This window comes from Paenibacillus sp. ALE3 (genome assembly GCF_054113405.1).
Genome location: NZ_CM134214.1, coordinates 4453539 through 4471179, shown reverse-complemented (window position 1 = coordinate 4471179; position 17641 = coordinate 4453539). Strand labels below are relative to the sequence as shown.

18 protein-coding genes are annotated in these 17641 nt (G+C 46.0%); 11 read left to right on the top strand and 7 right to left on the bottom strand.

The window, feature by feature from the left end; translation table 11 throughout:
• Positions 1-40: 40 nt before the first annotated feature.
• A complete protein-coding gene (locus ACXHJ2_RS19885; RefSeq protein ID WP_165082973.1) occupies positions 41-439 on the bottom strand; it encodes a hypothetical protein in 399 nt (132 codons plus the stop codon).
• Positions 440-656: 217 nt separating this feature from the next.
• On the opposite strand from ACXHJ2_RS19885, the gene ACXHJ2_RS19880 reads away from it, so the two are divergent.
• A complete protein-coding gene (locus ACXHJ2_RS19880; protein WP_165082971.1) occupies positions 657-1703 on the top strand; it encodes a chymotrypsin family serine protease in 1047 nt (348 codons plus the stop codon).
• A gap of 285 nt (positions 1704-1988) precedes the next feature.
• On the opposite strand, the gene ACXHJ2_RS19875 is transcribed toward ACXHJ2_RS19880, so the two are convergent.
• Positions 1989-5288: a DUF5695 domain-containing protein gene (locus ACXHJ2_RS19875; RefSeq protein ID WP_165082969.1), complete on the bottom strand. Its 3300-nt coding sequence runs from the start codon at positions 5286-5288 to the stop codon at positions 1989-1991.
• A 150-nt stretch (positions 5289-5438) separates the two neighbouring features.
• Here ACXHJ2_RS19875 and ACXHJ2_RS19870 point away from each other — a divergent pair, with 150 nt between their 5' ends.
• Complete coding sequence (locus ACXHJ2_RS19870; RefSeq protein WP_126666859.1) at positions 5439-6077, top strand: pentapeptide repeat-containing protein; 639 nt, start codon at positions 5439-5441, stop codon at positions 6075-6077.
• Between the two features lie 71 nt (positions 6078-6148).
• On the opposite strand, the gene ACXHJ2_RS19865 is transcribed toward ACXHJ2_RS19870, so the two are convergent.
• Positions 6149-6577 (bottom strand): DUF1259 domain-containing protein, encoded by a 429-nt coding sequence (locus tag ACXHJ2_RS19865; protein ID WP_165082967.1) that lies wholly within the window; start codon positions 6575-6577, stop codon positions 6149-6151.
• Positions 6578-6699: 122 nt separating this feature from the next.
• Positions 6700-8238 (bottom strand): MocR-like pyridoxine biosynthesis transcription factor PdxR, encoded by a 1539-nt coding sequence (gene pdxR / locus ACXHJ2_RS19860; protein ID WP_165082965.1) that lies wholly within the window; start codon positions 8236-8238, stop codon positions 6700-6702.
• A 115-nt stretch (positions 8239-8353) separates the two neighbouring features.
• Here pdxR and ACXHJ2_RS19855 point away from each other — a divergent pair, with 115 nt between their 5' ends.
• From ACXHJ2_RS19855 to ACXHJ2_RS19820, 8 genes are all read left to right on the top strand, one after another.
• On the top strand, positions 8354-8965 hold the full coding sequence (locus ACXHJ2_RS19855; RefSeq protein WP_165082963.1) for a pyridoxamine 5'-phosphate oxidase family protein: 612 nt from the start codon (positions 8354-8356) through the stop codon (positions 8963-8965).
• A gap of 234 nt (positions 8966-9199) precedes the next feature.
• Positions 9200-9802, top strand: coding sequence for a TetR/AcrR family transcriptional regulator (locus tag ACXHJ2_RS19850; RefSeq protein ID WP_025678023.1), 603 nt, complete (start codon positions 9200-9202; stop codon positions 9800-9802).
• 94 nt (positions 9803-9896) lie between these two features.
• On the top strand, positions 9897-9998 hold the full coding sequence (locus tag ACXHJ2_RS19845; RefSeq protein ID WP_014599460.1) for a hypothetical protein: 102 nt from the start codon (positions 9897-9899) through the stop codon (positions 9996-9998).
• Between the two features lie 66 nt (positions 9999-10064).
• Positions 10065-10187: a hypothetical protein gene (locus ACXHJ2_RS19840; protein ID WP_013369345.1), complete on the top strand. Its 123-nt coding sequence runs from the start codon at positions 10065-10067 to the stop codon at positions 10185-10187.
• Between the two features lie 168 nt (positions 10188-10355).
• Positions 10356-10811 (top strand): MerR family transcriptional regulator, encoded by a 456-nt coding sequence (locus ACXHJ2_RS19835; RefSeq protein WP_013369346.1) that lies wholly within the window; start codon positions 10356-10358, stop codon positions 10809-10811.
• 40 nt (positions 10812-10851) lie between these two features.
• Entirely contained in the window at positions 10852-12063 is a 1212-nt protein-coding gene (locus ACXHJ2_RS19830; RefSeq protein WP_165082961.1) for an MFS transporter, read from the top strand.
• A gap of 27 nt (positions 12064-12090) precedes the next feature.
• Positions 12091-12519 carry a universal stress protein gene (locus ACXHJ2_RS19825; RefSeq protein WP_013369348.1) on the top strand — a complete coding sequence of 143 codons (429 nt, stop codon included), beginning with the start codon at positions 12091-12093 and terminating at the stop codon, positions 12517-12519.
• Positions 12520-12562: 43 nt separating this feature from the next.
• Positions 12563-13981, top strand: coding sequence for an aldehyde dehydrogenase family protein (locus ACXHJ2_RS19820; RefSeq protein WP_165082959.1), 1419 nt, complete (start codon positions 12563-12565; stop codon positions 13979-13981).
• A 158-nt stretch (positions 13982-14139) separates the two neighbouring features.
• Here ACXHJ2_RS19820 and ACXHJ2_RS19815 read toward each other — a convergent pair whose 3' ends face one another.
• The 3 genes from ACXHJ2_RS19815 to ACXHJ2_RS19805 form a co-directional block, all read right to left on the bottom strand.
• Positions 14140-14934: an SDR family oxidoreductase gene (locus ACXHJ2_RS19815; protein ID WP_165082957.1), complete on the bottom strand. Its 795-nt coding sequence runs from the start codon at positions 14932-14934 to the stop codon at positions 14140-14142.
• Between the two features lie 84 nt (positions 14935-15018).
• Positions 15019-15306, bottom strand: a complete 288-nt coding sequence (locus ACXHJ2_RS19810) for a DUF1330 domain-containing protein (RefSeq protein WP_064961767.1) — start codon at positions 15304-15306, stop codon at positions 15019-15021.
• A gap of 355 nt (positions 15307-15661) precedes the next feature.
• The gene (locus ACXHJ2_RS19805; protein WP_165082955.1) at positions 15662-16573 is read right to left on the bottom strand and encodes a helix-turn-helix transcriptional regulator; all 912 of its coding nucleotides are present in this window, start codon (positions 16571-16573) and stop codon (positions 15662-15664) included.
• A 418-nt stretch (positions 16574-16991) separates the two neighbouring features.
• Between ACXHJ2_RS19805 and ACXHJ2_RS19800 the strand changes: the two genes are divergently transcribed.
• Positions 16992-17558 (top strand): NAD(P)H-dependent oxidoreductase, encoded by a 567-nt coding sequence (locus ACXHJ2_RS19800; RefSeq protein WP_058711675.1) that lies wholly within the window; start codon positions 16992-16994, stop codon positions 17556-17558.
• Positions 17559-17641: the final 83 nt, after the last annotated feature.

The window sequence follows — 17641 nt, the reverse complement described above, 5'->3', positions numbered from 1 at the left end:
TAAGGAAGGCTCTTGTTTTGGAATGACCCACATCCAACTTTCACTTCGACAAACAGCTTATTATAAAAAATAAAAGCGAAATGATGATCAAAAATAGATAAATACTAGAAACTCGTCTTCCGATAAGAGCTCCAAAATCTTCAGGATTTTTATATCCAATGATTATACCGGGAATGAAAAAAATGCTGGATAGTAGAAGGCTATAGTGAAATCCAGTATTGTCAACACGATTAGACCATGCGGGCAAGCCTAAAAAGGAAAACAATTGATCCCCAAACGTGTAATTGCTGAGTTCGTAAGAAGCAGCTAGGCCAAGAAGAAATAGAAGCAGTGAAAGTGATCCACGGCCTATTTTTTTTCTGTTTTTTCTCACCAATGTAAAGATAATCAGTAAAATTACAATTGCTTGTATGCTGTAGGTCAATATCGTTAAGAACATGAAGTACCTCCTTGAACATCAGAATCGAATGAGCGAATGTCAATTTCGGGAGTGATTATACCATATTTTGTAATACCTTCATATACATTTCAATACGGAGTTCGATAGCGCAGCGGTCCATTTGGATCAAGTGAAGCAACAGTGATCGTAAGATCAAATGGAACGCGGAGCGGCCTTAGCCATACAATATTTCATCTGAATGTAAAAGGAGATGATTATGTTGGCTACCTTCTCGGCCGCGCTTCAAGTAAAAAAGCGGATGGCCAAGCGTGTCTTGAAAATGTCTGGTGTCCACGGCATTGGCGTAGGATACAGGGACCCTGCTCATCCCAAAAGGGGAGCCGCTGTCATTGTGTACACGGATCGTCTAGCGTCGGCCTCTACTGGACTTTTGTCGGCCACTGCCTTAGGAAAGAAATCGAACGTTCCTATCCGAATTGTAAAGACTGGAAAGATCAGAGCTAATGCCACGGACTACAGAGTGCGCATCCGCCCGGTCATCGCCGGCTACAGTGTCGGGACGATTGAAGGTTCCGGTACAACCGGACTCATCGTTTCCCCAACTGGAGAGCCGGCTACACGTTATCTTTTTAGCAATAACCATGTCCTCAATCCCTCCAATACAGACAATCGGGAAGCTACAATTCAACCAGGCGGAGCCGATGGGGGGACGGTTGCCCAGAATCGTATAGGACGACTGTATCGTTACGTGCGCTTAAATCCCACCGGAACGAACCTGATTGATGCAGCGCTTTCGCTTCCGACCCGCAACAACCTGCTCAATCCGCGTTATGCTACAGTGGGAGCCATTCCGGGTCATGTTACCGCTTATCGCGTAGGAGAAAAATTGAAGAAGGTAGGGCGTACAACCGGGCGGGTTAATGGCACGGTAGAGTCCGTCTATACGGACCTGCAAATCAATTATGGGGGAGAGTTGGGCTTACTGACCTTCGAAGATCAGACGGTTATTAGAGGTACGACTCCTGTATCACTACCCGGGGATTCCGGCTCTGTATGGCTCAGACAGTCCGATAATTATGCAGCCGCGGTCAACTATGCAGGCACGGCAGATGGTCGCTTATCCATAGCCTTTCCGGTACAGTGGTTCATGCAGGTGTTCAACATACGAGTAGCCCGCCCCAGCGGGGCAGGCAGGGTGCTCAGAGTAGATACAGGATCTTCCCCTCGCTCCTATACTAGACAACTCACCAGTGAGGAGCTTGTTCGCTTAAGACCAAGAACGACACGCATTAGACGGAGCTAATTCCTCTGCTGATGGAAAAGCTGCCGCTGATTGTTTCGGTAAAATGGTCGCTTTAAGAGGTTTCCATAGGAAGGCTCGCTTCGGAAGCATCATCTCCCCGGATTTCTCCCCTGATTACAGAATTAATATAAGAAATCCGGGGCGGAGGCGATGGGAAGCATCAGCAAAAGTAATTCACGATACCAATCATTTACGACGCAAATGTTTCACGGTATAAATCATTCATAATACCAATTATTCACAATCTAAAACGTTAATGGCATGAAATGAATGCATAGGTGTATTTTAATCTGCCCCCTCAGCATATGCTTGGACTCCCACATCATGGGCTGTAATGGTGCTGCTTGCCGAGGCCAAGCCCCTGATTTCCTGAGCGGTCAGAGCCCTGTTGTAAATGATCAGCTCATCTACCGCACCATTCAGATAAGGATCATCAAACTGGGATTTCCCAATGTAGTTCCAATCTGTCAGTCCAAGGCTGGAAGGCTTCAGCGTCATATCAGTGTTACGGGTCGCCTCTATACCGTCCACATACATAATTCCTGTAGTGCCTGACAGAGTCACGGCAACATGCTTCCAGACCCCTGTCGCCAGTTCCGGGGCGTTCAGCTGCTGTTCCTCTCCGTTCCCCAAGACAGTGATGGCAAAACGTATACCTGTCCCTTCGGCCTTCGGGGTCAAAAACATATACCGATCTGTTCCTGCTCCAAAATCAAACAGACGAGCCCAGCCGTTATGCGTGTTCACTCGTAACCACGCGGCAATGGTAAAGTCATTGAGGCTGCTAACTATTCCGCTGGGCAGGCTGGCATAGGCGTCTGTACCGTTAAGGCGCAGAGCATTGCCATTCCGTCCCGCGCCCCACGAGCCGCCATTTACACTGGCCTGCTGCCCATAACCTGACGAATCGGCTGCGGTTGATCCGGCCGTTTCGTTAAATTCATAATGGGCTATAATGTCCCCAGCGGGAGCCGGATTGCCTGTACTGGACTGAATACGGATATCGTAGTTGGCTGCCGTACCGATATTCAGTCTGGCAGTAGTCGCAGCATTGTTAACAGCTGTGACTGAGCCGGTTTTTGTGCCGTCTACCAATACGTCATACGTACCTGCCGCGAGTCCAGTTATCGTAACAGCAGTCGTATGAGCTGTGCCTGGTGTCGTATTTTTCAACATCAGGCGGATGTTGTTCTTGGACTTGGATACGATGGCCAAGCTATATTGATCCCGGTTCAGCTCCAGACTCAGCTTCTGGGTGATCAGATGCAGACGTTGGAATACGCCGTCTTTTGGAGTAATCGTATAGCTGTTATTGCTTTCAGTAACGTCACAGCCATAGCCGAATAAGCCGAATATTGGATCGACAGCAACATCCGAGCTTAGGATTTTAATGGCTCCAAACAGCCCCAGATCAGCTTCCCCGGACATGCCGCGCCATCCGTTAAACAGAGGGCCGCCGTCCAGACCAAGGGCTCCGTAATTGCCCTTGCCTGCCTGATATGTCCACGATACTGCCCCGATATTGGCAGGATCAGAGCTGATCTGTCCCGAATTAATCGCCCCGATGTTCGCCAGCTTGGCGGCATAGGATAGACGTTGGTCCACTTCGGGATTGGACGAATAACGACGTGTCCAGTCGTCCATCGCATAGCCTGCGAGCGAGGTGGTATACTGGAAGTTCCACCAATTCTCTCCGGTGATTGTGACCGGATCGGCGTAATAGTACCAGACAGGCATATGACCGCGTGCAGCGCGTGTTTTGGCATTGATTTTGCTCATCATCGTCGTATTGCCGTTCATTTTGGCAAGTGTATATACGGCCTCTTCGCCTGTATTGTCATAGTTGTACTCAGAGCCATAAGGATAGGTGGTGTTTTTGAAATTGTTGTACTTGGTAGCCATTTTGGCAATCAAGTCGTTAGCCTCAGTAGTCAATCCTTCTTCCTGAAGCGCCTTAATTATATCCGGTGTGGTCAGCTCACCCATAAGTCCTGTGTTCCAGTTATAAGCAACAGGGCCTTCATACAATGCTTTAAAAATACGGTAAGCACGTAGCAAATATGTGTTTTTGCTATTGCGATAGCTGATCAGGTTGGGATACAGCTTGGCAAGTTTATACATGCTGAAAAACGTATTATAGATGTGCGGATAGGCATAGCCCCGGTACGTTGGTGTCGTATTAGGCTGCGGCATCAGGAAATCGGGGACCAGATAATCGGTATGATGGCCTTCCATCAGATTCGTCCAGATAGCCACCTCCAGATAATCATCGACTGCCTTGATCTCAGAGGCCACGGGCTTCTGGACATTTTTCTCCGCCAGAAACTGGCCGTGAGTTAATCCCCAATCATCGCCCCAGCCCCAGTAGCCGGCAAAGCTGTTGCGTTTGGCCTTATATTGCATCATCCAATCGTCAAACACCTTGTCCCTCAGATCGCCAGGCACATTCCATTGCGTGCTGTTGACCATGAAAGTGGAATGACGCTGAAGTGCAGTGTCAACCGGTTCAATGGCATAGAACTGGAGAACGGTTTTTTCGCCGTTACCGTAGTTCACCGTAATATTGTTGTGACCCAATCGTCCTAGTGTAAGTTCATATATTTTGTGGTTTGTAGGGGCATTTTCCAAATAGTTGATGGTCGTTTCGGAGGGATACTGCGCTGTGACAGAGGTAATGGATTTACGGGTATGCAGATCGAATTTAGCCTTGAGATTGGTCGGGACAATCATCCCAGGAACCACAGTCACATCCACATGTCCCTCGCTGTATAGCCTGTCCTTTACAGCCTGCTCGTCTGCTACCTTGTAGAATTTAAAGGCATACGTTTTGCTTTCACCAGGGGCCAGCGACAGACTGGTGCTCCCGAGATAACCACGGTTGGTGCTTTTGATGACATTGGAGTGGATATAGAACACATTCAGTCCCTCAGACCAGCCACCTTGCTCCATAGCCCATGTACTGCCTGGATGCTCCTCGACTCTCCAGTGATCCTGATATTCGAGACCAGCACCCGTTGAGGCATCGGGCATCAGCAGGATATACGGTCCGATGCCGCTAGGCCGTCCAGCGGTAATAAAGGAGCTGTGGTGACCTACAAAGGAGTGAGAGAGTACCCTGGTTTCATAGATTTGTTCGTTATTACCGCCGGACCAGTATTCGTTAAAAGGAAGCGGCAGCCCCCAATCTCCGATTTCCAGTGTTTGATTAGAGGTATTCGTTACTTTCATTTGCCAATGTAAATAGTCGTTAACCAACGAATAGGTTTCATGTAAAGTGAAATTGCGTATTCCCTGATGGTTTGAGGAATTTTGATAGGACACCTGGACACTGTTACCAGAAGGGGTGATCTGGCGCGCATCTGCAGAATTGCTTGTCCACGCCCGAGTCCAGGCCCCGTTACCGAGACGATAGGTGAACATAAGTTCACCCAGCCACTGATGATCTGACGTATTTTGCTTAGGTGCGTTAGAGCCGTTTAAGACATAATTCGTATTGAAGGTGTCTCCTGTCAGACGTAAGGAAGAGATATCTCCGTAATCCCCGATCGAGATGGAGAATATTTGATTAGATAGCTGTACTGCCATGCTATCAACCTCCTAACAAAGGTTCGTGAGTGTACTCACATGTTAATATATGTGTCAAAAATACTTTTGCTACCTTATGCGTGAGAATTAATAGAAAATAGATTCATATAGATGTCCTAGAAGTCTATTCATAGTGGAGGTAGAGGTATCATGAAAAATAAAATGGAGTCACCGAAGATTCCTACGGATTTACCCGTATTAAATGAAGAAGTACGCTCCATACGATCCAAAGACGAACTTAGTGTGGGGGCAGTAAAGGAAATCATGTTGGACAATATCGAAGCAGTTAAAGTTTCATTAGAGAAGATGACTTTTAAAAATGTAACTATCACAGAATCGTCATTGCCAGAAAGTGAATGGACAGACGTCATTTTTGATAAATGTGATCTGTCTAATGTTAATTTTTCCGGTTCCTTTATCCATCGCGCAGAGTTCAGAAATTGTAAATTGCTTGGAACGGATTTTTCGAGAAGCAGATTCCAAAACGTTCGTTTTCTGGATTGCTTAGGGGATTATTCGATGTTCCGTTTTGCGAATTTCAAGCAAGTTGGTTTTGAGGATTGTTCTTTGATAAGTGCAGATTTTTATCATTTAACACTACAAAAAACCTCTTTTGCCCGTTGCAATCTGGATCAAGCCATCCTGTCGGGGTCCAAGCTCAAGGGGGTAGATCTCAGTGATTGCGAATTTGATGGAATACAAGTGGAGATAGAAGACTTGAATGGCTGCATCATCTCACCGCATCAGGCTTCATCATTTGTGGGCCTTTTGGGGCTAGTGATTAAATAAGGGGTTCAGGGCAAAGGTAGCCATAACAAAGAAAGATCCGCCTAAGCGGATCTCTTGCATTTATTGATAGCTTATTTCTTTTTAATCACCGGACGTACAGGCTTCGTTGTCAAGACATTAAGCGCGTCACGTACTTCTGTGGCGAAAACAAGCGGCTTTTCTACTTTTTCAAAGTGGATGTACCAAAGGTTAGGGTTATCGAATAGCCAGTGATTGTGCAGTGCCGTCACTTTGATATCATGGTTACGAAGTCGAGAAATAAACGGATTAATTTCTGCGGTCAGAATCACAGTTTCGCCAAGACATAAACCTTTTCCGTTGCGGCCAATGCTTTCGAAAGAAAAAGCTTGGGGGATTGCAAGAAAGGATCTGGCCCTTTTCCCCAAAATGATCGGCTTAATGTTATTTCTGACTGCAGATGCAGTACAAACTCCGTTAATGATCTGAGGTGTTGCTTTTAATATATCGGCAAACCGTTTACAAAGTGGACTAACTGCCATTTCTCTCACTCCAATTCTTTTAAGTTACTAGCATCATATGAAAAAGTAAGGGAATGGAAAGGGCAAGTCTTCTTTATCGTTAGTCTAATTTGCTATATATAAAGTGCGAATGGAGCACCCTTTTAAAGCTTCAGCTTTGCTCCGTGATACTCATGTTTGATACGATCCCAGGCCTGGCACAGACGCTTAACACCTTCGATAATTTGCTGCTCCGTTAAGTAGGCAAAGTTAAAGCAGGCTGAAGGAGGTCCCGGTGTCAGTTGGTAATCTGCGGCATCACGCCATGTGACTCCATAAAATCGTGCCATCTGCATCAAATGATGATACGGGGCAGGTCCATGCTTCCAGATGGCATAGGCGTGTAAACCACAATCGTTCTGATGCCAGTGAAACAGTTCACTCAACGGCTGTATTTCATGCTGGAACACGTCGTAGCGTGATCTGTATATTCGAGTCATCCGCCGCAAATGACGAATGTAGTCTCCGCGTATCATAAAACGTGCCAGTGCACGCTGTTCCAAGCGGGCAGGCGGCAGGGGATCGTATAGTCGTTTGGCAGCAGTCAGTGCTTGGGCCAACTCCACAGGCAGGATGGCAAACCCGAGTCGAAGGCTGCTGAACATACTTTTGGAAAAGGAACCGACATAGATGACACAATCCGCGTGGTCTAATACTTTTAACGGTTCAATAGGGCGTCCCGCCCAGCGGAATTCACTGTCATAATCATCCTCAATAATCCACGCCCCCTTGGACGCTGCCCATTGCAAAATATGTTGACGGCGTGTTAATGGCAATACAGCACCGGTTGGAAACTGCCGTCCAGGCGTAACAAACAGGAGCTTGGCATCCCAATCCTGTGGAATAATTCCATGCTGATCCAGTTCAGCAGCGTGTATCTGTCCGCCTGAGGCAGTTACTGCACGATAGATGCCGGAATAACAGGGATTTTCCAGTACAATGTTATCTTGTTCATGAATAAGCAGCTGACTTAGTAACGTGATCACTTCCATGGAACCGCTGCATAATACGACTTGTTCGGGGGTGGCCGTAATTCCGCGTGTTCTGCCAACATGATGACAAATTGCTTCACGCAGCCAGTTATCACCGTTCACTGGTGCAGGCATCGAGTCATCCGAGGGCTTCTGCAGATCTTTGCCGGCGGCAGCCAATGCACTTTTCCATGCGATCTGTGAGCTGCCCTCCAATATAACTTCTTCTGCTTGAAAAGAAATCAAAGGCTGGTGTGCACCATCTCTATCTGTAGCATACACAGGAGTCGAGTATAAGGCTCGTTCCCTTTCGATCTGCATTATTCGTTGTCCCCATGCTGATAGAGCAGGGGCTTTTTGTTTTGTATTAGGCGAGTTTTGGTTTTGCTGGTCGATTAGAGATTCGTCTGGCAGCATTGCGGTCTGTTCCATAACAAACGTTCCTCTGCCTACTACCGAATTCACATATCCTTCTGCCAACAGCATATCGTATGCTTCTTTAACACTCCCGCGCGAAATTCCATACATCACAGCCAGATCGCGACTGGAAGGCAGGCGCGTACCGCTGGCAAGGCAGCCAGTGAGAATTCCCTCTCGAAGAGCGTGATACAATGCCAAGTATTTCAAATGATATGTTTGAATCGCACGCTGATAAGCAATCGTAATGTCCATACTTTTCTCCTTATATTGGACCAGTCATTTTCGTTTATATTGGGTCTTTTTAATAATCCATTTTCAACATAATCTGAAATATATCGTTGGTCAATAGATGGAAGGAGAGTTCCCTATGAGAAGAAAGGAATTTACGGTAGAAGAACTAGAGGAAATAGAGCAGTTTCTAAGCGAGGTCAGTTCCGGATTTTTAGGCATGAACAGCGAGGATGGTTTTCCGCGTGTGGTTCCCTTGAATTTCGCTTATGGAAATGGCGTTTTTTATATTCATGGTAGCCGTGCTGGAGAAAAGATGGAACGAATGAAAGAGGATAACCGGGTTACTTTTTCAGCTGCCAAAGAGTATGCGCTCATTCCATCTTATTTTACAGATGAACATATGGCATGTCCTGCGACTTCATTTTTTAAAAGTATTACCGTGCGTGGTCATGCGGAGCATGTAGTGGATTTGGAAGAAAAAGCATCAGCATTTTCCATTTTTATGAGTAAGCTGCAACCGGAAGGCGGGTATGACACGATTGATGCCAACGATTCTCGGTATGCCTCACGTTTGAAAGGGGTCGCTCTGATCAAAATTGTACCCGAGGAATGGACCGCCAAGTTTAAATTTGGCCAAAATGTTAAAGATCAGGAGCGCCAGCAAATTATCGACGCCTTGCAACAACGGGGGCTGGATGATGATCTGATAACAATTGAAATGATGCGTAAATATTGTCCTCATCATTGAGATTTGTATAACATCATATATAAATTTGATTTCGATATACTCACTCCTGCTCGTTCATCCGTCCAATTGGTTAATTATACCTTGAAGGGGGATGCCCTTGATTTTCCAAAATCTTCAGTTCTTCTGTATTAGGACTTTTGAAGGACAGGTATATATCATCCTCAAGCCCGTTGTTCTTACTGCAAAGGAATTTTATAATACGATAGATTTGTGGCGTAAGGGGGCAAGACCGTGATGAGAGCGGGAGTCAGAAGTCGGGAAAGTCGACGGTTGTTACTGGAAGCGGGGGCTGAAGAGTTCGCTCAGACGGGGTTTTATCAGACAAAGGTAAGTTCGATCGCGGCGCGTGCAGGATTGACGCAGCCGGATTTTTATATTCATTTTGAAAGCAAGGAACAGATGTATGAGGAGCTTGTGGAGAGCTTTCGTACTTTGGTGAATGAGACAGTACAGAGCATGAAGGTAGACCCGGATCAGAGCGAGACTGAAATTTTGAGACGGGGACAAGTGTTTCTGGAGGCTATTTTTCGCGTGTTGTCTAATAATCCGGCGATCACTCGTGTCGGATTTTACCAGGCAGCAGACTCGGTGCGCATTAAGGCGGAAATGGCAGAGCACATCAAAAAACATCTGATGGCAGCACAACGATGGGGTTCCTGCCGTGAGGAACTGGACCCTGAACTGACAGCAGAATGCGTGATCGGTTTGATAGAACGGCTGACGTTAACGAAATTGCTGCCTGGGCGCGAAAGTCCGTCTGTTCTTGCCATGCAGGCACGAAACCTACTGTATCGTGGTATGCTGGCATCCGAAGGATACGGAACCGTAGAATCTTAACCCACATTTGGGCATCAGGCGCGGCATTTGTCCCTATCATGGACGGTAACATAAGCATAAGATGCTCTTGTAAACCATGAAGGGAGGAATCACCATGTCTGGAGTAGGCGCTGGTTATGGAGCTTTTACATCTACAGGAGCGATTCTGGTACTTTTCATTCTGCTCGTTATTATTTCCAAAGCATTCGTTATCTAATTCTCAGCTCAAGAATTTGATTTCGGGCGATTTGTTGTAATCGACAGAGGGAGGAGGAATTCTAAGATGGGTGAAGTAGAAAGAGGTTGTGGTTGTGGCGGTGGCGGTTATGGCATGTTTACTTCCACTGGTGTTATTCTGGTACTCTTCATTTTGCTGGTTATCATCACACGTACTATTTTCATCTAAAGCGATATTCATGGGCTTGAGCGCCGATGTTTCGGGTCTATGACCATGCAATCCCAAATAGGAATCGCCTCTAACAGAGGCGGTTTCTTTTTGTTTTAAAGTTTACGTTGACGTTAACGTTATATAGGCGTAGTATTTATATATAATCTTTTTCATAAGGTGGGTGTCATGGTTACGTATAAAATTGATGAGGTCGCGAAACAAAGCGGTTTGACCAAGCGAACTATTCGTTATTATGAGGAAATCGGCTTATTGCCCTCCCCGCAGCGCAGTGAAGGAAATATGCGGCTGTATACGCAGGAGGATGTGGATCTACTAAAAAAAATAGTGAGTGCCAAGGAAGTGCTTGGTTTTTCTTTGCAAGAGCTTCAGCGTTACATGTCCGCAGCGGAAATGCTCAAGGGGCAGCGGGAGGAATATCGCGAGCGGACGGAGCATTTGCAACCAATTGAGCGACGGGCCATGTTGGAGGATATGGAACGTACGCTGAACGAACAGTTGGAATTAATGGAGGGGAAAATCAACAGTATCCGTATGCTCCAGACTGAATTGGAAGAGCTGCGGATCAGGGTTCGTGAACGCAAAATCCTTTTGGATGAGGAACTTGAACACGACCCATCATAACAAGAACATTTATATTCAGATGTGGAGGTAACATCATAATATGAGTTCACAACATGCATTACCTGAAGAGTTAAAAGAACGCTCAGGCTTGCTGTCTCAACCTAAAGCCGTATGGGCGGTCGCCTTTGCTTGTGTTATTTCATTTATGGGTCTGGGATTAGTCGATCCGATTCTTCCGGCCATTGCCGATCAGCTTCATGCTACGAAAAGCCAAGTGTCATTGCTGTTTACCAGCTATAATCTGGTGACAGGCGTTGCGATGCTGATTACGGGCGTCGTATCAAGTCGATTGGGTGTCAAATGGACGCTACTAACCGGGATTTTATTTATTATTGTGTTTGCTGGATTGGGCGGTACGGCCAATACGGTTGGCGGAATTGTAGGCTACCGAGCAGGCTGGGGTTTGGGGAACGCTTTGTTTATCGCAACAGCGTTATCTGCGATTGTTGGTCTGTCCACTTCTGGAACAGCTAAAGCGATTATTTTGTATGAAGCGGCCTTGGGCCTCGGGATTTCAGTCGGCCCGCTGCTGGGCGGTGAGTTAGGCTCCATCTCCTGGCGTGGTCCGTTTTTCGGTGTAGCCGGACTGATGGTAGTAGGATTTTTGTTCATTACGTTTATGCTGCCTTCGATTCCAAAGCCCAAAAAACGTGGCTCCATTGCCGATCCGTTCAAAGCGCTTAGTTATCCAGCTTTACTCACGCTCGGCATTGTGGCGTTGTTATATAACTTTGGATTCTTTACGTTGATGGCGTATTCTCCATATGTAATGCATCTGGACGAGCATGGTTTAGGTTATGTATTTTTTGGCTGGGGAATTATGCTGGCTTTTACCTCGGTGTTTGTAGCACCAAAGATTCAAGCACGCTTGAGCGTGGTATCTTCCATTAGTATCATGCTGACGCTATTTGCCATTGATTTAGGTGTTATGGCGATTGGGACGGTAGCTGGTTCGCCAACGACTGTCATTGTCGCCGTCATTGTAGCTGGTATTTTTCTGGGAATTAACAATACATTGATTACAACCGCTGTTATGCAGGCTGCTCCAGTGGAGCGCTCCACAGCATCTGCGGCTTACAGCTTCATGCGCTTTTTGGGCGGGGCCATTTCACCGTGGCTTGCAGGGAAGCTGTCAGAGTGGTATGCAGCAGAAACTCCGTTTTATTTTGGAGCGTTGATGGTACTGATTGGTGTAGCTGTGCTGATCGTACGTCGCCGACATATGCAGGATATTCAGGTAGATGCACACTAACATTGAACTTCTGGGGAGGAAAAGAATATGAGCGAATTCAAACAGATTCTGGTCGCGATTGATGGTTCGGAACACGCTATGAAGGCATTGGAGACAGCCAAAACGTTATCCAAGCAGCTTCAGGGGAACCTGCATCTGACCGTATTGCATGTAAATCCGACTTTATCCATGAATGAGCCCCCGGTTGGGATTGATGTGGATGAGCGGATCGAAGAGGAAGGTCGTCATATTCTGGAGCCTGCAGCCGACTATTTGAAGGACGAGGGCATTTCGTACCGTATGCTGGCGGGTCATGGTGATCCGGCGAGTGTTATTTGCGAGAGTGCAAAGCAGGAAAAGGCGGATATGATCATTATGGGAACACGGGGACAGGGACTTGTTTCGGAGCTGATCCTGGGTAGTGTGAGTCATCATGTGATTCAGCATGCACCTTGTCCGGTACTGACGGTAAAATAGATGTTAAAAGGAACATTGATATAGAGAAAAGGAGGAAAAAAGCATGCAGCAGCATTTATTTATTGGTGGTGAATGGCAAGTAGCTTCATCATATACGACACTGAAATCACCGTATTCTGGGGAAGTCATTGCTGAGGTAGCAGAGGCCACTGCTGAGGATGCCAAGACCGCTATTCAGGCCGCATCTAATGCACGTGCAGAGATGCGGGCCATGCCAGCGCACCAGCGGTCAGCTATCTTGGAGAAGCTGGCTGACCTGCTGGAAGAGCGGCGTGAGGATGCAGCACGTATCATTGCACGCGAAGCGTCCAAGCCATGGAAGGCTGCGCTCGCGGAAGTTGATCGGACCGTGCAAACCTACAAGTTCGCAGCCGAAGAAGCCAAGCGCATTCACGGGGAAACCATTCCGCTGGATGCAGCACCGGGCGGCGAGGGCCGAATGGCCTACACGCTTAAAGAACCTGTCGGGGTAGTAGGAGCTATTACACCATTTAATTTCCCGATGAACCTGGTCGCTCATAAAGTGGGCCCTGCGCTGGCAGCAGGCAATACGGTCGTATTGAAGCCTGCGGAGCAGACACCGCTGTCGGCTTACTTGATCGCGGAACTGCTGGAGCAGGCCGGGTTGCCTGCGGGTGCTCTTAACGTGATCAGCGGCGATGGTAAAACCATTGGCGACGTACTGGTCACTGATCCGCGCGTTAGCTATATCACTTTTACCGGTAGCCCGACGGTCGGTACAGAAATTCGCTCCAAGGCTGGCTTGAAGCGGGTCACGCTGGAGCTGGGTTCCAACGCGGCTGTTATTATTGACCGTGATACGGATGTAGACGCGGTCATCGACCGTTGTGTAAGTGGAGCCTTTGCCAATCAGGGGCAGGTATGTATCTCGGTTCAACGTATTTACGTTGTCGATGAGCTGTATGATACATTTGTATCCCGATTTGTAGAGGCGACTCAACGTTTAAAAATTGGAGATCCGCTAGACCCGGACACGGACGTATCGGCGCTCATCTCAGCCAAGGATGTCGAGCGTGTTCGTGAGTGGCTGGAGGAAGCAGTCCAGGCAGGTGCGAGGATCGCTCTGGGTGGCCATGCTGAAGGAGAGATTCTGGAGCCAACCGTATTGCTCGATGTGAACCCGACTTCCAAGGTATCTTGCCGCGAAGTGTTTGCCCCACTTGTGCTGATTCATTCCGTTAGCTCTGTAGATGAGGCTGTGAATCATGTGAATGATTCAATTTATGGCTTACAGGCGGGAATTTACACACGTAATATCACGACCGCGCTGGATGCAGCGGACAAGCTTGAGGTGGGAGGCGTGATGATCAATGACATACCAAGCTTCCGTGTTGACCATATGCCGTATGGCGGTGTGAAGCAAAGTGGCACCGGACGCGAAGGTGTAAAGTACGCTATGGAAGAAATGCTGGAAACCAAGCTGATCGTTATTAAACGGTAAATAGCTATATAGAAGCCTATCTGAAGAACATAGATAATACGTTTTACGTATGTCTGCTCATTAGATAGGCTTTTTTTTCTCATTATTTGCGCGAATGTCAGATGAAAATAAAGTGTTAGACTGAAGAATATTTGGATAAAGCGTATTTAGCTTGAGTTTTAGACCGTTGGAACTGTTCCACCGTCAATATTATATTCACTTCCTGTAATAGAAGCGGCCCGGTCGGATACCAGAAAAGCAACAAGCTCAGCAACTTCTTCTGGTAGTCCTGGACGACCAATTGGAATTCCTCCCAACGAGTCCATTAGTTGCTTTAATGCACTTTCTCGGTCGCCTGTCGTCTCAGCAATCCGATCAATCAAACTTTGTGCTGCCTTCGTTTCGATAAAGCCTGGCGCAACTGTATTAATACGAATGCCTTGAGGCGAAAACTGCTTGGATAATCCTTTGCTGTAAGTAGTTAAAGCTGCTTTGGCCGCAGCATAAGCCAATGTTGCATCATATAGAGGCAAGCGACGTTGAATAGATGAAATATGAATAATAACACCTGAACCCTTTTTCACCATAGCCGGCAGCAGTCCACGGTCTAAACGAACGGCAGCAAACAGATTGGCGTTAAAAGTTTGCTGCCAATGCTCGTCCGTCAAGACAAGAGCTCCCCCGGATGGGGCTGACGAGCCTCCAACATTGTTGACAAGAATATCTACACCGCCTAGGCGCTCAAGAACGCTGGTTACCACTTTATCTACACCTTCAGGCATACTAATATCGGCTGGAATAAATAGATCCGGATTTTCTAAATTTACTGGAGTAGTTCGAGCCGTAGTAATTACAGTAGCACCTGCAACCGTAAGTCTTTTAGCAATAGCCTCTCCCATTCCTTTGGTACCGCCTGTGACCAAGGCCCTTTTGCTTTTAAACTCACTTAAAATGCTTTCTAATTGAAAACTCATGTGAATAATTCCTCCTAATTTTGACAATGTGGTTGAGAAATACCTCTAGGTATCTCTACTCCGGATTCACTTGTTTTGCGAACCTCACACACTATCGACAATGATACCCCGGTACCGCCCTCCGCGCAGTCGATGTTTTAGGGCTTTTTGATAGGCTGGACTAAAGTACCAAGCTTGTGCTTCCTCAAAAGTGGGGAATTCCAAGATGGCCAGCCCTTCAATATCGGGTCCTTCGAGGACCTGGTATGCGCCATACATTGCTAGGGGGTTGACGGAATGTCCCGCCAAACCTGCCGGTGCCAACTGAGAATAGAGTTGGAGTTCAGTTTGATCGGTACTCTGTTCACGTATAAAAACAACATAAGCAGGCATATACGTTTTCCCTTTCTTATTTTTTAATTTCTTTATGGAAGTGTAATAATCAGTTCTTTAATTTTATGGTTGTTTACTAGAAATTGATGTTTAAGTAGGAGTGGGTCGGGAAGATTCGATTTATCAAAGTCTCCGTCTACTTTCGCAATTACGACGATGGTATTATTAATGTCATCCATATCCACGATCTCGAAGGTGACATTGGGATTTGTTCGCTGATGTAAAGTAAGTTTCTACTGCTGATGGCATGGATCTATGTGAATTCATTGATTCTTCAACCTCCTATGGTGAGTATGTGGTGAGCGATAACTTCAAACTCATCATAGCAGTAATAATATGACTACATGATGTCATATTATAGAGGATCATTTAAATTTCTTTTCATCGTTTCTAAATGAGACAATATTCTTCTACGTACTTGTTCGGGGCTAACCTCTATAAGGAGGGGACCAAAGGACAGCAGATAACTGTCCAACCAATTGCCTACAGGAAATTGTGCCGTGACGGTATAAGATCCGTCTTCCCTCTGAGTAATTGTTTTCTCGGAAAATTCATCATATACGCGGTAAGCTCCTTGAGCAGAAATGTGAAGAGTTACTTCAATGGTATGAAGCAAGTCGTTCATCTTTGTATCTGTAGCTGCTACGACTGTTCTTGGCTCATAACTAATTTCGGTAACTACAATCTCTTTCATTCGGCTAATCTTAAATACACGATAACTTTCGGTATTTAAACAGTAACCTTCCACATACCAGGATTTATCTTTAAACAAGAGCTTGGTAGGTTCGATGCTACGATAACTCTGTTCCCCGGCGACGTTATAATAGCGGAACTTTATAACACGGTTTGTGATTATTGCGTTGCGTATAAGAGTGAATAGCTGTCTCTGGCTGTTTTGGCTTCCCCATGGCGAAAAATCTACTTCGATCCAGTTTCCCATTTCTTTTTTAAAAAGCCTACTCAACTTGTTTAGCACTTCTTCTACCTGTGGGATGGTAGCTGTAGCCACACTCTGAAGGGCCATTAAGATATCATCTTGTTCCTGCTCGGACAGTAAAGAGGTGTTAAAGACATAACCCTCCATCAATGATATTCCGCCACCCTTGCCTCTACTGCTGTAGATGGGAATCCCAGCTGCACATAAGGCATCTATGTCCCGATAAATTGTTCGTGTGGAAACCTCAAAATGCTCTGCCAATTCATCAGCAGTCACTTTTTTCTTATGGAGTAACATATAAACGATTTCAAAATGTCTGCTTAACGGCATAAGCTTCACCTCACTCGGTAGCATACACCTTATAACATGACATTATAAAGTCATATTAAGTGATTGTTCTACATCACACCCTAATGGGCATCAACAGGGGGACTTTTATTTTCTTTGGACAGCGATAATAACACTGCCTTGGATCAGATCTTTTTACAATCTTTTATATAAAGTTGAACCAAAAGCACTTGCAAAATAAAAAAGAATAAACTATACTGAGGCCAGTTAGTTAGTGATTGATCAATTACTAATTGATTAACAAGCAACGAGGTAACATTCATGAGCAAGATACTGCTTCAAGTTTACTAAACGTATCTTTATTGGAACTATGGATTGATAAAGATTCAGTTAGATGAAGAAGTATGAAGTTAAGTAATTGATCAATCACTCATTTTATTTGTAAATGGAGGAGAAAAAGATGAAACATCTTATTATTTACGCGCATCCATCTGAGGGAAGCTTTAATCATGCAATTTTGACCACTGCAGTGGAGGGGCTAAAGCAAAAAGGACATGATGTGGTGGTTCGTGATCTGTATGATATCGGCTTTCAACCTGTAGTCAGCAGTAGCGAGATTATTGGAGGAATCGGAGAAGATATTGTGCGGGAACAGCAGTTTTTGCAATGGGCAGAGGTGATTACCTTTATTTATCCGATTTGGTGGACGGGGATGCCAGCCATAATGAAAGGGTATATTGACCGCGTATTCTCTTACGGATTTGCTTACAAATATGTAAACGGGGTGCAGATGGGACTGCTCAAGGGGAAGAAGGTCATCATCCTCAACACACAAGGGAAATCACATGCGGAATATGCCAGCAATGGCATGGATCAAGCACTTCGCTTGACGTCCGATAAAGGTATATTTGAATATTGCGGACTTGACGTTATGTATCATCTATTTTTCGAGTCGGTACCCCAATCCGATGAAGATACACGTAAAGAGTGGCTTTACCAGATTGCAGACATGGCCAGCAAGGCTTAATGAAAATGTGTTCTCAGGAAAGAAGGCAACGCGTGCATCTGCAGGCGTTGCCTTTTTGCTCGGTGCAATATTGAATGTGTTCC

What these genes read in the sequence shown, in the direction of transcription:
- ACXHJ2_RS19810 (WP_064961767.1), bottom strand. Translation starts at nt 15,306, where the DNA reads ATGCCTGCTTATGTTGTTTTTATACGTGAACAGAGTACCGATCAAACT.
- ACXHJ2_RS19835 (WP_013369346.1), top strand. Translation starts at nt 10,356, where the DNA reads ATGGTTACGTATAAAATTGATGAGGTCGCGAAACAAAGCGGTTTGACC.
- ACXHJ2_RS19880 (WP_165082971.1), top strand. Translation starts at nt 657, where the DNA reads ATGTTGGCTACCTTCTCGGCCGCGCTTCAAGTAAAAAAGCGGATGGCC.
- ACXHJ2_RS19850 (WP_025678023.1), top strand. Translation starts at nt 9,200, where the DNA reads ATGAGAGCGGGAGTCAGAAGTCGGGAAAGTCGACGGTTGTTACTGGAA.
- ACXHJ2_RS19805 (WP_165082955.1), bottom strand. Translation starts at nt 16,573, where the DNA reads ATGCCGTTAAGCAGACATTTTGAAATCGTTTATATGTTACTCCATAAG.
- ACXHJ2_RS19815 (WP_165082957.1), bottom strand. Translation starts at nt 14,934, where the DNA reads ATGAGTTTTCAATTAGAAAGCATTTTAAGTGAGTTTAAAAGCAAAAGG.
- ACXHJ2_RS19865 (WP_165082967.1), bottom strand. Translation starts at nt 6,577, where the DNA reads ATGGCAGTTAGTCCACTTTGTAAACGGTTTGCCGATATATTAAAAGCA.
- ACXHJ2_RS19855 (WP_165082963.1), top strand. Translation starts at nt 8,354, where the DNA reads ATGAGAAGAAAGGAATTTACGGTAGAAGAACTAGAGGAAATAGAGCAG.
- pdxR (WP_165082965.1), bottom strand. Translation starts at nt 8,238, where the DNA reads ATGGACATTACGATTGCTTATCAGCGTGCGATTCAAACATATCATTTG.
- ACXHJ2_RS19825 (WP_013369348.1), top strand. Translation starts at nt 12,091, where the DNA reads ATGAGCGAATTCAAACAGATTCTGGTCGCGATTGATGGTTCGGAACAC.
- ACXHJ2_RS19870 (WP_126666859.1), top strand. Translation starts at nt 5,439, where the DNA reads ATGAAAAATAAAATGGAGTCACCGAAGATTCCTACGGATTTACCCGTA.
- ACXHJ2_RS19830 (WP_165082961.1), top strand. Translation starts at nt 10,852, where the DNA reads ATGAGTTCACAACATGCATTACCTGAAGAGTTAAAAGAACGCTCAGGC.
- ACXHJ2_RS19820 (WP_165082959.1), top strand. Translation starts at nt 12,563, where the DNA reads ATGCAGCAGCATTTATTTATTGGTGGTGAATGGCAAGTAGCTTCATCA.
- ACXHJ2_RS19885 (WP_165082973.1), bottom strand. Translation starts at nt 439, where the DNA reads ATGTTCTTAACGATATTGACCTACAGCATACAAGCAATTGTAATTTTA.
- ACXHJ2_RS19875 (WP_165082969.1), bottom strand. Translation starts at nt 5,288, where the DNA reads ATGGCAGTACAGCTATCTAATCAAATATTCTCCATCTCGATCGGGGAT.
- ACXHJ2_RS19800 (WP_058711675.1), top strand. Translation starts at nt 16,992, where the DNA reads ATGAAACATCTTATTATTTACGCGCATCCATCTGAGGGAAGCTTTAAT.
- ACXHJ2_RS19845 (WP_014599460.1), top strand. Translation starts at nt 9,897, where the DNA reads ATGTCTGGAGTAGGCGCTGGTTATGGAGCTTTTACATCTACAGGAGCG.
- ACXHJ2_RS19840 (WP_013369345.1), top strand. Translation starts at nt 10,065, where the DNA reads ATGGGTGAAGTAGAAAGAGGTTGTGGTTGTGGCGGTGGCGGTTATGGC.